This is a genomic window from Actinomadura geliboluensis, assembly GCF_043197915.1.
In the GTDB taxonomy this organism is placed as follows: domain Bacteria; phylum Actinomycetota; class Actinomycetes; order Streptosporangiales; family Streptosporangiaceae; genus Spirillospora; species Spirillospora geliboluensis.
In genome coordinates this window covers 337664-352353 of sequence record NZ_JBICUA010000011.1, presented here as the reverse complement: position 1 = coordinate 352353, position 14690 = coordinate 337664, and the positions used below count along the sequence as shown (strand labels likewise).

The 14690-nt window shown below is 76.9% G+C and carries 11 protein-coding genes; 9 read left to right on the top strand and 2 right to left on the bottom strand.

The features are described 5' to 3' along the window. Positions 1–126: 126 nt before the first annotated feature. Genes ACGFI1_RS33035 through ACGFI1_RS32995 form a run of 9 tightly spaced genes read left to right on the top strand, consistent with a single transcriptional unit; the run spans position 127 to position 11618 of the window. Entirely contained in the window at positions 127–1620 is a 1494-nt protein-coding gene (locus tag ACGFI1_RS33035) for a PKD domain-containing protein (protein WP_171069209.1), read from the top strand. Positions 1621–1642: 22 nt separating this feature from the next. After that, positions 1643–2362 (top strand): hypothetical protein, encoded by a 720-nt coding sequence (locus ACGFI1_RS33030; RefSeq protein ID WP_392791061.1) that lies wholly within the window; start codon positions 1643–1645, stop codon positions 2360–2362. Positions 2363–2388: 26 nt separating this feature from the next. Next, a complete protein-coding gene (locus ACGFI1_RS33025) occupies positions 2389–4404 on the top strand; it encodes a lycopene cyclase family protein (protein WP_392791058.1) in 2016 nt (671 codons plus the stop codon). Beyond that, positions 4404–4961 (top strand): hypothetical protein, encoded by a 558-nt coding sequence (locus tag ACGFI1_RS33020; RefSeq protein ID WP_392791056.1) that lies wholly within the window; start codon positions 4404–4406, stop codon positions 4959–4961. The genes ACGFI1_RS33025 and ACGFI1_RS33020 overlap by 1 nt, the downstream gene beginning before the upstream one ends. Beyond that, positions 4958–7804, top strand: a complete 2847-nt coding sequence (locus ACGFI1_RS33015) for an AMP-binding protein (RefSeq protein ID WP_392791054.1) — start codon at positions 4958–4960, stop codon at positions 7802–7804. Before ACGFI1_RS33020 ends, ACGFI1_RS33015 begins: the two co-directional genes overlap by 4 nt. After that, the gene (locus ACGFI1_RS33010; protein WP_392791051.1) at positions 7801–8919 is read left to right on the top strand and encodes an SDR family oxidoreductase; all 1119 of its coding nucleotides are present in this window, start codon (positions 7801–7803) and stop codon (positions 8917–8919) included. The genes ACGFI1_RS33015 and ACGFI1_RS33010 overlap by 4 nt, the downstream gene beginning before the upstream one ends. Continuing rightward, entirely contained in the window at positions 8916–9875 is a 960-nt protein-coding gene (locus ACGFI1_RS33005) for an NAD-dependent epimerase/dehydratase family protein (protein ID WP_392791049.1), read from the top strand. Before ACGFI1_RS33010 ends, ACGFI1_RS33005 begins: the two co-directional genes overlap by 4 nt. Continuing rightward, positions 9872–11380 (top strand): PEP-utilizing enzyme, encoded by a 1509-nt coding sequence (locus ACGFI1_RS33000; protein ID WP_392791046.1) that lies wholly within the window; start codon positions 9872–9874, stop codon positions 11378–11380. Before ACGFI1_RS33005 ends, ACGFI1_RS33000 begins: the two co-directional genes overlap by 4 nt. Beyond that, positions 11355–11618 (top strand): acyl carrier protein, encoded by a 264-nt coding sequence (locus tag ACGFI1_RS32995; RefSeq protein WP_138639370.1) that lies wholly within the window; start codon positions 11355–11357, stop codon positions 11616–11618. Before ACGFI1_RS33000 ends, ACGFI1_RS32995 begins: the two co-directional genes overlap by 26 nt. Here ACGFI1_RS32995 and ACGFI1_RS32990 read toward each other — a convergent pair. Together ACGFI1_RS32990 and ACGFI1_RS32985 are read right to left on the bottom strand one after the other, a co-directional pair. Further along, the gene (locus ACGFI1_RS32990) at positions 11599–12564 is read right to left on the bottom strand and encodes a PEP-utilizing enzyme (RefSeq protein WP_392791043.1); all 966 of its coding nucleotides are present in this window, start codon (positions 12562–12564) and stop codon (positions 11599–11601) included. The genes ACGFI1_RS32995 and ACGFI1_RS32990 overlap by 20 nt on opposite strands. Further along, positions 12561–14690 (bottom strand): MMPL family transporter, encoded by a 2130-nt coding sequence (locus ACGFI1_RS32985; protein WP_392791040.1) that lies wholly within the window; start codon positions 14688–14690, stop codon positions 12561–12563. Before ACGFI1_RS32985 ends, ACGFI1_RS32990 begins: the two co-directional genes overlap by 4 nt.

The following is a 14690-nucleotide window of genomic DNA, read 5'->3' as shown; positions in this document are numbered from 1 at the left end:
AGTAAATGTCAAGCGCGCGCCCGGCCGTTGACACCAAGATCGTCAAATGTTCCGATCATGGCGATTGCGTCCGGGGCGTTCGCACACATCCGATGCGAGGGCTCTTCTCCTGGCTGGGGGATGTGCATGCGGCAGCGCGGCCTTTTCATCGCGGGAACCTGCGTCGTCGCCTTCGCGGCATCGTCGGCGGTGGCGCCGGCGGCGCCCGCCGCGGCGCCCGGCCGCTGGGTGGCGATGGGCGACTCCTACCAGGCCGGCGTCGGCGCCGGCGACTACCTTTCCGCGAGCGGCGACTGCAGCCGGTCGCCGTGGGCGTACGCCCCGCTGCTCGCGAAGGACGGCGTGCTCGGCGGCAACCTCTCGTTCGTCGCGTGCAGCGGCGCGACCATCGCCGACGTCCGCAACGGCAAGTCGGGGGAGGCGTCCCAGCTCGCCACGCTCGGCGACGACGTCTCGCACGTGACGCTCGGGGTCTCCGGCAACGACATGGGATTCGCCGACACCGTCCAGGCGTGCATCAAGGTCTCGGCGATCAGGACCTGCGAGGCGTCCCAGGACCCCGGGCTCCAGGCAGCGTTCGCCAAGCTCGACGAGGGCACCGCGCAGAACGCCAACCTGCTGCAGGCGGTCTTCAAGCAGGTCCGGGAGCGCTCCCCCCAGGCGAAGATCTTCGTGCCGACCTACCCGAAGTTCTTCCCCGACGAGGGCGGGTCCGACGGCACCTCGACCGTCCCGCTCCCGGTGAAGCGCTGCCAGATGATCCGGCTCACCGACCAGCTGTGGATGAACCAGTGGGTGCAGCGCCTCGACAACTACCTCGTCACCTCGGCCACCGTCGCCGGGGCCGTGCCCGTCGACCTCTACCACTCGACGGACGGCCACGAGATCTGCCCGCCCAAGGGCCAGGAGCGCTTCCTCAACGGGATCGTGCCCAGGAGCATCAACGACTCGTTCCACCCCACCCGGGCCGGCTACGCCAACACCGCCTGCATCATCAAGGAGGCGTTCCTGCGGCCGACCGCCGCGCCGCGGGTGGCGGGCGACGCGGGCGTGACCCGGCAGGCGTCCGACGTCACCGTCCAGCCGGGGCAGAAGGTCCAGGTCCCGGTGACGCTGCGGGGCGGCGGGCTCGGCGCCGGGTTCGGTGCGACCTGGGCGGAGGGGGACGTCAAGGTGCGGGTGCTGGCGCCGGACGGCGCGCAGGCGCCCCGTGCCCGGCACCGCCGCAACAGCACCAAGCGGGCGGTCTACGACAGCGTGTACGTGCCCGGCGCCGCGGCCGGCGGCTGGAAGGTCGAGCTGACCGGCGGTGACCGCCCGGCGAAGGTCCGCGTGACGACGACCGAGCTGGCCAAGCCCAAGAGCCCGCCGGTGGCGAAGGCGACCGTGACGCGGACCGGCCCTCGCACGGTCGTCCTGGACGCCTCCGGGTCGTCCGGCTCGGCCGGCGGCGAGGTGAAGCGCTACCTGTGGGAGTTCGCCGACGGGACGTTCGCCACGGGCGCGAAGGTCACCCACACCTACACCGCGCCGGGCACCTACGTCGCCAGCCTCGCGGTCACCGGCGACGACGGCCAGCTGGGGTTCGACGCGGCCGCGCCCGTCACGATCGGCGAATGACCTGCGGTCGCGGAGGCCGGGCGTGGACGTGCAGGCCAGGACGGCGGCGCTGACGGTGCCCGCCTGCGTGCTGGTGGCCGTCGCGGGGCTGCTGGTGCTCAAGGGCGCCTACGACTGGTCCGGCCAGCCCGCCCGCGTCGCGGAGCGGCCGCTCCAGCACGACCGGGTGGTCGTCTACCTGGCCGCCGCCGGGACCGCCGCCGGCGCCCTGCTGTTCCTCCTCGCCGGAGAGCGCGGCCCCGCCCTCGCCGTGCTGGCCACCGCGCTCGTCCCCGCGCTGCTGCTCGCGCCGGGCGTCGCCCGTGACACCGCCGCCTTCCTGCCGTGCCTGATCATGGTGCCGGTGGGCGTGGCGATGGCGCTGCGCACGGTCCTGGTGCCGAGAACGCCGGTCACGCTCCTCGCGGTGCTGGTGTTCGCCGTGGTCGCCGTCGCGGGGAGCATCCTGCTGGCCGCCGTGTCGGACGCCGTGCCCTTCATGAGCTCGTTCAGCGAGGAGGAGGCGCACCGGCAGGCGACCGCGCGCCTGGTGGCGGGCTTGGCGGGCGTGGCCCTGGCGGCGGCGCCGGTGCTGCTGCTGTTCGCCGGCCACAAGGCCGGCGCGGCGCTCACCGCGCCGTTCGTGCTGGCGGCGCTCGTCACCGTCGTCGACACGCAGACCCTGGCGCCCTGGCTGCTGTACGCCGTCGCCGGGCCGCCGGCCTTGGGCGCGTCCGTCCACGTCCTGTTCACCGACCGATGACGGTCGCCGACACACTGGAGATGCCTGTGACCGAGCCGGTCGATGTGCTGGTCGCCGGCGGCGGCCCCGCCGGAGCCGCTGCCGCCGCCGCCCTCGCCCGCCGGGGCCTGCGGACGCTGCTGGTGGACGCCCCGTCCGGGGGAACGGTCCACGACGTGCTCGTCAGCGGCCCGGCCCGCCACGCGCTGACGGCGCTCGGCGGCTGGGACGAGGCGTTCCCACGCCCGGCCGGGGAGCTCGACCTGTGGTTCGGCGCCCGCACCCGGCGCGTGATCGACGACGCCGGGATGGCCGTGTGCGACCGCGACCGGCTGCTGGCGGCGCTGCGCCGCGCCGCGACCGAGGCGGGCGCGGTGCCGCTGGCCGGACGGGTGGCGGACCTGCGCCGCACCGCGGACGGGCACCGCGCGGTCCTCGCCGACGGGACGGTGGTCACCGCCCGCCACGCCGTCCTCGCCACCGGCCCGGCGCCGAACGACGCGTCCGGCGGGGAAGGGGCGCGGCTGCAGTGCGCGCAGCGCTTCACCGGTGCCGCACCCGGCGGGCGGATCGTCCTCCAGCTGGTCACGCCCGCGGGCAACGACCCCAAGGCCCAGCCGTCCTGCGTCTGGGTGCTGCCCGGCTCCGGCGGCGGGTTCACCATCGGCGTCACCGGCGGCGGCCCGGACGCCGGGTCCCTGATGGCCGGGGCGCTCGCCGGGCTCGCCGAGGCCGACCCCCGGTTCGCCGGAATCCGCCCGGACGGCCCGCTGGCGCGGGGCCCGGTCGACAGCGGCTTCGCCCCCGAGCGCGCGGCCGAGGACGGCCGGCTGGCGGTCGGCGACGCCGCCGGCCTCGTCAACCCGTTCACCGGCGAGGGGCTCAGCTACGCGGTGCAGAGCGGCCTGCTCGCCGCCGAGTCCATCGCCCGGCACCCCGGCGACCCCGGGAAGGCCGCGGGCTCCTACCGCGCGGCGCTCACCCGCGCGTTCGTCGGCTACTTCGAGACGGCCCGGCACGCGGCCCGGCGGTACCACCTCGCCTGGCGGGTGCTCGCCGCGACCGCCGAGAGCGACCACCCGTTCTTCGGCAAGGGCCGCCGCGCCGTGCTGCTGCCCGAGGGCATCGCGGGCGTGACCGCCGCCGAGCCCCTCGACCCGGGCCCGCGCGAGTCGCTGGTGCTGCGGCCGTTCCTCGCGGGCTGCGACGAGGTGTCGGTCGCGGCGGTCCGGGGCGAGTGGCCGTTCATCGCGCGGATGCTCATCACCGGGGCCGGCCCCACCCACCGTCGCCTGCGCCCGGCGGCGCTGCTGTGCGCCGGCCTCATGAGCACCGGCGGGTTCCCCGACATCGGGCACGCCCCGACCGGTTCGGCGATCGAGCTGGCCTCGCTCGGCGGGCTGGCCTTCCTCGGCCCGGCGGCGCCCGCGCCGCCCGGCGGGCGCGGCGTCGACTGGGCGTCGGCCACCACCGTCCTCGCCGGGGACTTCCTCCTCGCCCAGGCGTGCACGCTGGTCGCCGAGCACGCGCCCGAGCTGTCGTGGTCGTTCTCCGACTGGCTCGCGGAGCTGACGGTGCTGCGGGCCCGGTACCTGGACGGGGCCCCGGGCACCTCGGCCACCGATGTGTTCGCGGCGATGTTCGAGTACCCGCTGCGGGCCGGCGCGCTGCTGGCGGACGCCCCCTCCGCGACCGTCGCCCCGCTCCGCGAGTTCGGGCGGCACTGCGGCCGCGTCTTCGTGCATGCCGAGGACGTCCTGGCCGTGCGCGGCCTGCGCACCCGCCTGGACACCTCGCTGGGGGCGCTGCTCGACGGCCGGGTCTCGGCCCTGCCCGACCTGCTCGGCGCGCCCGGCCTCACCGCCGGCCAGGTCGCCGCCGACCCGCGGCTGCGCGACGAGGCCCTCGCCGTCGCGGTCGCCGCCTGCCGGGAGGAACTGGAACTCGCGCGGAAGGCCGCGGCCGAGGTGGCGGAGGAGATGCCCGCGCGCATCCTGCGGAGCTTCGCCGAGGCGATGGCCGCGCCCGCCCTGGACGTCCCCGCCTCGGCCGGGGCGCGCTGATGACGGACGCGTTCGAGGTGCTGCACGCGCTGTGCGTGAAGGGCATGGCCGGGACGGCGCATCTCAGCCTGATGACCGGGAGGCCGGAGTCCGCCGTCCTGCCCGCGGTGCGGGACCTCGCCGCCGCGGGCGCCGCGGTCTTCGTCACCGCCCGCGAGCTGTGGCGGGTCACCGAACCGGGCCGGTCGCGGCACGCCGCGGAGGTGCGCGCCGACCTCGCCCCGGACGCCGCCGGGGCGCTGCGCGCCTGCCACGACCGGTTCGTCCCGCTCGACCTCCGCGTCAAGGAGCTGTGCACCCGCTGGCAGCGAAAGGAGGCCGCCGAGGCGGACGTCCGAACGGAATTGGCTGACCTGCACCGGGAGCTGCTCGCGGTGGCGGCGGACATGGCCGGCGTCCGAGGCCGCTACGCCGGGTACGCGAGCCGCCTCACCGCCGCCCGCGACCGCTTCGAGGGCGGGGACGCCAGGGCGCTCACGGGCGTCCTTTGCGACTCGTACCACGAGGTCTGGATGGAACTGCACCGCGACCTGCGGCTCACCCTGGACCTGCCGTGACCGCCGGGCTCCTGGACTGGCTCGACGCGCCGTCGGAGTCCACCGGCCTGCGCTTCCTCGCCGAGGACGGGACGTGGGAGACCGTCTCCTACGCGGCACTGGCCGGGCACGTCCGCGCCACCGCCCGCGACCTGCGCGACCGCGGGCTCACCACGGGGCAGGCCGTGGTGATCCTGCGCCGGACCGGGCCCGGGTTCGCCGCCGCGTTCTTCGGGACCCTCGCCGCGGGCGGCACCCCCGCGCCGCTCGCGCCGCCCGCCGCCCTCGGCGGCGCCCGCCGGTGGCGCGAGCACGCCGCCCACGTGATCGCCGAGTCCGGCGCGGCCCTGGTGCTCGCGGACCCGGACCTGGTCGAGACCGCGACCGCCGTCGCCGGGCCGGGACGCGCCGTCCTGGCGCCCTCGACCGCGGCCGACGCCCCGCCCGGCTCATGGCCGCCCGCCGAGACGGCCCTGCTGCAGTTCACCTCCGGATCGCGCGGCAAGGTCCGCGGCGTCCGCGTGAGCCGGGGCAACCTGGAGGCCAACATCGCGATGATCGGGCGGCGCTGGGCCGGCCGGTCCGCCGGAACCGGCGTGCCCTGGCTGCCGCTCCACCACGACCTCGGGCTGGTCTTCGGGCTGCTCACCCCGGTCGTGCGGGGCGAGCCGGTCGCGCTGATGCGGCCCGAGCAGTTCGTCCAGAACCCGCTGCGCTGGCTCCGCGAGCACCACGCCCGGCCCGGCATGGTCATGCTGATGCCGAACTTCGGCCTGGAGTACGTCGTGCGGCGCGTCCGGCCCGAGCGGCTCGCCGGGCTCGACCTGTCCGGGGTCGAGGCGGTCGTCACCGGCGCCGAGCGGGTGCGCCTCGACACCGCCGCCGCGTTCCTGGACCTGCTGGCCCCCTGCGGCCTGCGGCCGTCGGCGCTGCGCCCCGCCTACGGGCTGGCCGAGGCGACGCTCGGCGTCACCTGCGCGCCGCTGGGCCGCGTCGCACCGGCCGTCGCGGTCGCCCCCGGACCCCTCCGGATGGGGGAGCCGCTGCCGCTGCTCGGCTCGGCGGAGGTCTCCCGGCGCGCGCCCGCCGGCCCCGGCGTCTGGCACGTCGGCTGCGGGACGCCCCTCGACGGGCTCACCGTGCGGATCGTCGACGACGCCGGCCGCCCCGTCCCGGACGGGAGCCTCGGCGAGATCACCGTGTCCGGCCCGTCGGTGGCGCTGGGCCACACCAGCGCGCAGGAGGACCCCGCCACCCGGTTCGAGGACGGCGTGCTGCGGACCGGCGACGCGGGCTTCATGACCGGCGGGGAGCTCTACGTCGTGGGCCGCATCGGCGACAGCCTCCAGGTGCGGGGCCGCAACGTGTACGTGGAGGAGCTGGAGGCGGCCCTCGCCGAGCAGGGCCTGCTGGCCCGGCGGCGGACCGCGGTCCTCGCCGGGTACCTGGACGACGATCCCGTGGTGTGCGTGCTCACCGCCGCGCCGTCCGCGGAGGGCGTCGCCGCGTGCCTCGCCCCGCTCGTGGGCCCGGACGTGTCCGTGCGGGTCGTGCGGGTGAGGGCCGCCGCGATCGAGCTGACCTCCAGCGGCAAGCCGCGCCGCCGCTCGATGTGGCGGAAGCTGCTCGCGGGGGAGATCGACGGCCCGCTGCTGTCCTCGTCCGAGCCCGCGGGGGGCCGGGCGGTGACCGGGCCGCTCTACGCGGCCGGCCTCACGGGCCCGCACGTGGACGCCTTCCGGGACCGCGTCCGCGCCGCCGTCCGGGACGAGATCATGCCGCTGACCCCGGCGGCGGAGGAGGCCGGCGAGTTCCCCCGCGCGGCGCTGTCCGCGCTGGGCCGGGCTGGGCTCATCCGGGAGCGGTGGACGCCGCTGCCGGGCGGCGATCCCGGCCGCGCCGCGATCCTCGCGGAGGAACTGGCGCGGGCGGGCGGGGTCGGCATCGGCGTGGGCGTCGTCGTGGAGACCGTGGCCGCGGCCCTCGCCCGCTACGGCCGGTCCGACCTGCTCGCCGGCACGCTGGAGGGCGTCCTCGCCGGCGACCTCGTCGGCTGCTTCGGCGCCTCAGAGCCCGCCGGCGGCTCCGACATCAACGGCATCGGCACCACGGCCGTCCGGGACGGCGCGGGCTGGCGCGTGCGCGGCGAGAAGAAGTACCTGTCGCTCGGCCGCGCCGCCGACTTCGCGCTCGTCCTGTGCCGGACGGGCGGCTCGGGGCTCGCCGCGCTCAGCCTGGTCCGGGTCCCCGCCGAGGGCCTGTGCGAGGTCAGGCGGCTTGCCAAGCTGGGCGCCGCGTCGCTGGAGACCACGTGGACGGCGATCGACGCGTGGGTGCCCGACGAGGCGGTGCTGGGCCGCCCCGGGCTCGGCCTGACCGCGGCGACCTGGGCGCTGAGCCACGAGCGGATGGCCGTCGCGGCGCACGCCGTCGGCGTCTGCGAGCTGGCGATCGGGTTGGCCTGCGCCCACCTGCACCGGCGCCGCCAGTTCGGCCGCCCGCTGATCGAGCACCAGGCGCTCCGGCTGCGGCTGGCGCAGCTCCAGGCCGAGCTGGTCGTGCTGCGGTCCGGCGTGCACGGCGCGGCGGCGACCGCGTTCCAGCCGGGCGGCGCCGGGGCGCGGGAGGCGGCCGCGCTGAAGGTCACCGCCGTCCGGCTCGCCGAGCGGACGGTCACCGAGTGCATGCACCTGTTCGGCGGGATGGGATACCTGGAGGACGAGACCCCCATGGCGCGGATGTGGCGCGACGTCAGGATCGGCCGGGTCGGCGGCGGGACCGACGAGATGATGTGGGAGATGGTGGCGGCCGGGCTCGTGCCCGACTTCGCCGCCTACGACGCCACCGTCGGGGACGGCGCGTGAGTCTGCTGGTGGCGGGCGCCACCGGCCAGCTCGGCGCCGGGCTGCTGGAGACGGCGGCGGAGGCGGGCTGCACCGTGGTCCCGCTCCTGCGCGTCCCGGCGCGGGGCCGCCGGGCGGGACGGCTCCAGGCGCCCGACCCGGCGGTGGTGGGCGAGCCCGTGCACGGCGACGTCCGGTCGCCCCGCTGGGGCCTGGACGACGCGGCGGTGCGGCGGCTCGCCGCCGGGGCCGACGCCGTCGTCAACCTGGCCGGCGAGACCGACTGGGCGGGCCGCGCCGCCGACCTCCACACCACCCACGTGCTGGGCGCCGAGCACGGCTACCTGCTGGCGCGCGAGCTCGCCGCGCTGTCCGGCCGCCGCGTCCCCTACCTGTACGCCGGGTCGGCCTACGCGGCGGGCGGCGCCGTCGGGGAGATCGCCGAAGTGCCTTACCAGCGGCGCGCCGACCGGACCGTCTACGAGCAGGCCAAGTGGCTCGCGGAGCGGCGGCTCGCGGAACTCGCCGCCGACGACGCGCCGCTGCTGGTCCTCCGCCTGTGCGCGCTGGTCGGCAGCTCCGCGACGGGGCGGACGCTGCGCCGCAACTCCCTCTACATGCTCGCGGACCGGTGGGACGACCTGCCCGGCGGCGTCCTGCCCGCCATGCCCGCCGCCCGGGTGGACGCGCTGCCCCGGGACGTGGCCGCGCGGGCGCTGCTGCGCGCGGTCAGCCGCCTCGCCGGCGCACCGGACGCCGGGCCGCTGATCTGCCACCTCGGCCTCGGCGAAGCGGCCCCCAGCGTGCGGGGCCTGCTCGACGCGGCGTTCACCGCCGACCCCGAGCGGTTCCGCCGCCCCCCGCGCGTCGTCTCCGTGACGGCCCGGCAGCTCGTCTGGACCAGCCAGAACGCGCACCGCTTCCTGCCGCTGGCGCCGGCGGCGCGCAACGCGCTGATCGGGCTGCGCTACGTCGGCCTGGACCGCGTCTTCGCCCGCCCCCGGCTGGCGGCGCTGCTCGGCGGGGACCTGCCCGCCGCCGACCTCGGCCTGCTCGCGGGGCTGCTGTTCGGCGCGCCGCGCCGCGGCCTCGACACCCCCGTCGCGGGCGGCTCGATGGCGAGGTTCCCCGGATGAAGATCCTGGTCGTCGGCGCCTCCGGCTACCTGGGCGGCGCGGTGTGCGCCCGGCTGGAGCGGGCCGGGCACGAGGTGATCGGCCTCAGCCGCTCCGGCGGCGGGCCCGCGCGGCGCGCCCTGCGCGGCGACGCGACCCGGCCGTCCCTCGCGCTGCCGGGCGACGCGCTCGACGAGGTCCGGGCCGAGGTGACCCACATCGTCACCGCCTTCGGCAGCGTCGACTGGGACGCCGGACCGGCCGAGGCCCTGGACCTGCACGCCGCCGGCGTCCGCAACGTCCTCGCGCTGGCGCGCGGCTGCGAGCGGTTCACCGGCCTCGTCCACGTCTCGTCCCTCCTCGCGCTCGGACGGGCCTCCGGCCGGGTGGGGAACCGCGAGCTGTACGTCGGCCAGACCTTCCGCAACTGGTACGAGTACGGGAAGTACGTCGCCGAGGGCCTCGTGCGGGCGGCGCGCGACGTGCCGTCCACGAGCGTGCGGTTCGGCCCGCTGCTGGGCGTCCCCGCGTCGCCGGGCGCCCTGTCGGCGCGGCACGGGCTGCTCGCCGCCGTGCGCCCGCTGCTCCAGGGGTACCCCGTCCACCTGCGCGGGGGAGGGGAGTTCCCGTGCTACCCGGGCGATGTGGCGGGCGCGGCGGAGGTCGTCGCCCGCGCGGTCGAGGCGCCCGCCACGGGAGCGACCTGGACCTGGTTCGACCCGGACGGCCCGACGCTGGCGGACGTGCTGCGGGCGGTGTGCCGCCCCCTCGGGCGCGTCCCGCGCATCGTCGACAGCACCGCCATGGGCCGCCTGCAGCGCGCGCTCGCGTCCCGCGCCGGGGTGCCGCCGGCACTGCTCGGCTACTGCGAGCCGTGGTTCGACCTGGACCCGGCCGTCCTGGACTCCGTCCCCGGCGGCCCGCCGCGCTGCCCGGCCGGATACCTGGAGGCGACGGGCCGGGAGGTCTTCGCGTGACCGCTCACTTCCCGCCGATCGACACCGACCCGCACCCGGCGTTCCCCGTCTACAGCGCCGGGAACTTCGGCGAGGTCGCACCGGACCGGATCTCGCCGGTGTCGTGGTCGCTGGTCGGCACGCCCATGGAGCGCGCCACCCGGCGCCTCGCCGCGCGCTGCTTCGGCGAGCGCCCCTGGGCGCGGGGCGGCCACTACGTGTTCCTCGGCTACTTCGCGTGCAAGCCGTACCACAACCTGTCCGCCTACACGCGGCTGGCGAGCCGGCTGCCCCTGGTCACCGCCGAGGACGTCACCGCCGCCTACTTCGAGGGCACCCGCCCGCCGCGCCTCGGCCGGGCGCGGGAGGGCGCGCTCCGCCAGGCGGCCGCGCTGCCCCGGCTGATCCGGGAGCTGACCCGGCTCGGCCCCGCGCTGCAGCGGCTGGAAGAGGAGGTCGCCGACCTGGAGCTGCTCGCCCGCACCGCCGTGTCGCTGGGCGGCGAGGCGGCCCTGGTCGAGGTCTTGACGCGCGCGGCACCTGTTCTGGACGACGCATGGGACGCCCACATCGTCGCCACCACCGGGCTCGTGCCGCTGGGCGTCGTGCAGCGGCGGGTCAACAGGCTGATCGTCCCGCACGCGGAGGCCGTCACGCCGTGGCTGAACCGTCCCGAGGAACTGGTGTGGGACCGGCTGCACGCCTTCACCGGCGACCTCGCGCCGGGCGAGTTCCTCGGCACGTCCTTCTACGAGGTGGCCGAGGACCGGGAACCGTGGTCCCGCTTCAGCGCCCGGCACCGGGCCGAGCCCTCAGCAGGCCGTCCGGACGCCGATCCGGTCGTCGACCCGGCCGAGGCCGCGCTCGGCATGCTGGGGCCGCGCCGACGCCGCGTGGCCGGCGCCCTCGCGCGGGTCATGGCGGAGACGATGGCATCGAGGGAGCAGTCGAAGTCGCTGGTCATGCGAGTGCTGCACGTCCACCGCAGGGTCCTGCCGGAGCTGGCCCGGCACTGGCCGCTCGACGACGCGGACTGGCCCTACCTCACGATCGAGGAGCTTCGCCGCCTGCACCGCGCGCCCGGTCTCGCCGGCCGCGCGGCCGAACGGGCGGCGGCCTGCGCCGCGGCCGTGGACGCTCCCATGCCCGAGCGCCTCGACTTCTCCGGCGACGGCGCCGGCGGGCGACGGGGCCGGGCCGCGGCCCCGGTGGCGGGCACCGGGGTGTCGCCCGGCCGCGTGACGGGCGTGGTGGTTCGCCCGCCCGCCGACGCGATTCCGGACGACCGCCCGGCCGTCCTGGTGTGCGAGTCGGCGGACGCCGACGTCGCCCCGCTGCTCGGCCTGGTCGCCGGGGTCGTCACCGGGCGCGGCAGCGCGATGTCCCACATCGCCATCCTGGCCAGGGAGCACCGGATCCCGGCCGTGGTCGGCCACCCCGGCGCCGCCGCGCTGCGCCCCGGCGACCTGGTCACCATCGACGGCACGACGGGAGAGGTCCATGCCGAACCGGCCTTCACCGGATGAGTTCCTCACCGTCCTGGAGGACGCCTACGAGGCCGCCAAGCGGATCCGGCGCAGCATCCGCATGGAGGACGACATCGCGCGGGGCCTCGGGATCGACTCCCTCGACGCGATGGAGCTGCTCCTCGTCCTGGAGCAGACCTACGGCGCGGCGCTGATCGACGCGCCCGCCATCGCCGGCGTGGAGACCGTCGGCGACCTGTACGACCTGCTCGTCCTGCTCACCGGCCCGTCACCCTGACCGCGCCGCGGGCGCCGTCGACCTCGACGCGCATCCCGGTGCGCAGCCGGTCGAGGGCGTCCGCGACGCCGGTGACGCACGGCACCCCGAGCTCGCGGGCGACGATGGCGGCATGGCACAGGCTCCCGCCGGCGGTGGTGACCACGGCGGCCGCCTCCGCCATGAGCGGCACCCACTCCGGGTCGGTGCCGGCGATCACCAGCACCGATCCGGGCCGCCACGACGGATCGGCCGGACCGGACGCGCACACCACCGTCCCCTCCGCCACGCCCGGCGCCGCCGGGACGCCGGTGAGCGGCCCGCCACCGGCGGCCGGGGCCGGCACCGGCCGGGTGACCGGCCGGTACTGCACCCACGCCAGGCCCGAGTCCAGCACGGCGAACTCCAGGTCGGCCACGGTGTCCAGCGCGCGCTGCACGCCGAGGCAGGCCCGCCCGGCCGGGCCGGCGCCGCCTCCGGCGGAGCACTCCTCGGCGGCGCCGGACGCCCACTCCAGCCGGCCGGACTCCAGGCCCCGCCCGATCCACACCCCGGACTCCCGCGGCGGCTCGTACCGCTGGAGCACGACCGCGACCTCGACGTCCCGGACGGCCAGGCCCGCCCGCGCCTGGTAGGCCCGGACGCGCTCGCCGCCGCCCGACCGCGCGACCCGGGCGACGGCCGCCGGGAGGCCGCCGAAGCCGACGCCCAGCTCGGTGCGGAACAGCCCGGCGAAGGAGTGGACCGGGTCGTCCTCGACGGAGGCGGAGCTGCGGACGGCCCACAGGCCCGGCCCGGCGAGCCCGCTCAGGTCCGCCGGACCGGCCGCGGCCGGTCCGGCGGGGAGCACCCAGGTCGCGGGGACGCGGAACCCGTGGCGCCGCAGCACGGCGAGCCCGCGCGCCTTGCCGCCCACCGGCGCCCGCGCGTCCTCGGGGTCCACGTCGCAGAGCATGATCGGCTTCACGAGGCGGACGATACGCCCTCGCGCCGCCCGAGATCCTGCTCCGGCCGCTCCAGGGCGACCTTGGGGAGGCGCCTGGCCAGCTGAGCCGGGAGCCACCAGGCGTGCCGGCCGAGGAGCTGCATGACGGCCGGGACGATCAGGCAGCGGATGATCACCGCGTCCAGCAGGACGGCGACCGCGAGGCCGAGGCCGAACTGCTGGAGCATGCGGTCCGGGCTCAGGATGAACGCCGCGAACACGACGATCATGATGGCGGCGGCGGCCGTGATGACCCCGCCGGTGGCGGCGAGGCCCTCCCGGACGGCGCGCGACGGGTCCCGCGTGCGCTCCCACTCCTCGTGGATCCGGGAGACCAGGAAGACCTCGTAGTCCATGGAGAGGCCGAACACGATCGCGAAGATCATCACGGGGATGAACGCCTCGATGGGGCCGCTCTGCGCGCCGAACCGGCCGTCCTGGAACACCAGGGTGATCGCGCCGAGCGCGGCGGAGATGGACAGCAGGTTCAGCAGCGCCGCCTTGATCGGGATCAGGACCGAGCGGAACACCACCATCAGCAGCAGCGCCGACATGCCGACGACGATCGCCACGAACAGCGGCATCCGCGCGGAGACGGCGTCCGAGAAGTCCTTGGCCGCGGCGGTCGGGCCGCCGACCAGGTACTCGGCGCCGGTCTTGGCCGACAGGCCCGGGAGCACGTCGTCGCGCAGGTCGTGGACGAGTTCGGTGGTCGCCGCGTCCTGCGGCGCCGTGGTCGGGTAGGCGATGACGGCGGACACCGCGCCGTCGCGGGACGGGATCGGCGGGGTCGCGGCGGCGATGCCCTCGGTCTGGGTCAGCGCCGTGCGCAGCGGCCCCGCGTCGCCCTTGGCGACCACGATGAGCGGGCCGTTGAAGCCGGGCCCGAAGCCCTCGGCCAGCAGGTCGTACGCCTGGCGGCTCGTGGTGGACGGGGCGTCGTTGCCCGAGTCGGCGAAGCCGAGGCGCATGCCGAGGGCCGGGGCCGACAGGGCGACCAGCGCCAGCACGGCGATCAGCAGCGCCGGGACGGGCCGGCGCTGGACGGCCGCGGCGAGCCGGTGCCAGCGGTCCGTGCCGGGCCGGGCCTTCGCGGCCCGCTTGCGGACGTGCCGCTCGATGCGGCCGCCGAAGACGCCGAGCAGCGCGGGCAGCAGCGTCAGCGACGCCGCCATGGTGACCAGCACGGTCAGCGCCACGGCGAGCGCCACGCCCTGCAGGGAGCCGAGCCCGAGCGCGATGAGCCCGAGCAGCGCGATGATCACGGTGCAGCCGGCGAAGAACACGGTGCGGCCGGCGGCGTCCAGGGCCCGGCGGGTCGCGGTGGCCGGGTCGGCGCCGCCGCGCAGCTCCTGCCGGTACCGGTAGAAGATCAGCAGCGCGTAGTCGACGCCGACGCCGAGGCCGATCAGCATCATGATCGGCGGGGTGAAGTCGGCGACGGTGAACGCGTGCGAGGCCAGTGCGATCAGCCCGACCGCGCCGCCCACCGCGAACAGGGCGGTGACCAGGGGGAGCGCGGCGGCCACGAGGGAGCCGAACAGCAGCACCAGGATCACCAGGGCGGCCAGCATCCCGGCGCCCTCGGCGCCGCCGCCCCCGCCCTCCTCGGCGCCGCGCACGGGATCGCCGCCGAGCTCGACGCGCAGCCCGTCCCCGGACGCGGCCTGCGCCGTTTCGATGATCTTCGTGACGTGGTCCTTGGGGACGTCCTGCGCGGACGCGTCGAGGGTGACGGTGGCGTAGCCGATGGTGCCGGTCTTCGACAGCGTCAGGTCCCCGACGCCCACCACGGAGGGCAGGCCCCGGACCTGGTCGAGCATCCGCCCGATCTCGGGGCGGTCGGCGGCCAGCCCGCCGCCGTTCCGCGCGACGATCTGGACGGTCGCCCCGGCCTGCTGGGAGCCGTGCTCGGCCATCAGGTCGGCGGCGGCCTGCGAATCGGTGCCGGGCAGGGAGAAGTCGTTGTGGTAGGCGCTGCCGGCGGTCTGCGAGCCCGCGGTGATCGCCGCGACCACGGCCACCCACAGCAGGAGGGCGGCCCAGCGGTGCCGCTGCGACCACGCGGCCAGCCGGCCGAAGCGGCCGGTGGGAAGGGGGACGGACAC

Coding starts and splice junctions, on each gene's coding strand:
- ACGFI1_RS33035 (WP_171069209.1), top strand. CDS start 127: ATGCGGCAGCGCGGCCTTTTCATCGCGGGAACCTGCGTCGTCGCCTTC.
- ACGFI1_RS33020 (WP_392791056.1), top strand. CDS start 4,404: ATGACGGACGCGTTCGAGGTGCTGCACGCGCTGTGCGTGAAGGGCATG.
- ACGFI1_RS33005 (WP_392791049.1), top strand. CDS start 8,916: ATGAAGATCCTGGTCGTCGGCGCCTCCGGCTACCTGGGCGGCGCGGTG.
- ACGFI1_RS32995 (WP_138639370.1), top strand. CDS start 11,355: ATGCCGAACCGGCCTTCACCGGATGAGTTCCTCACCGTCCTGGAGGAC.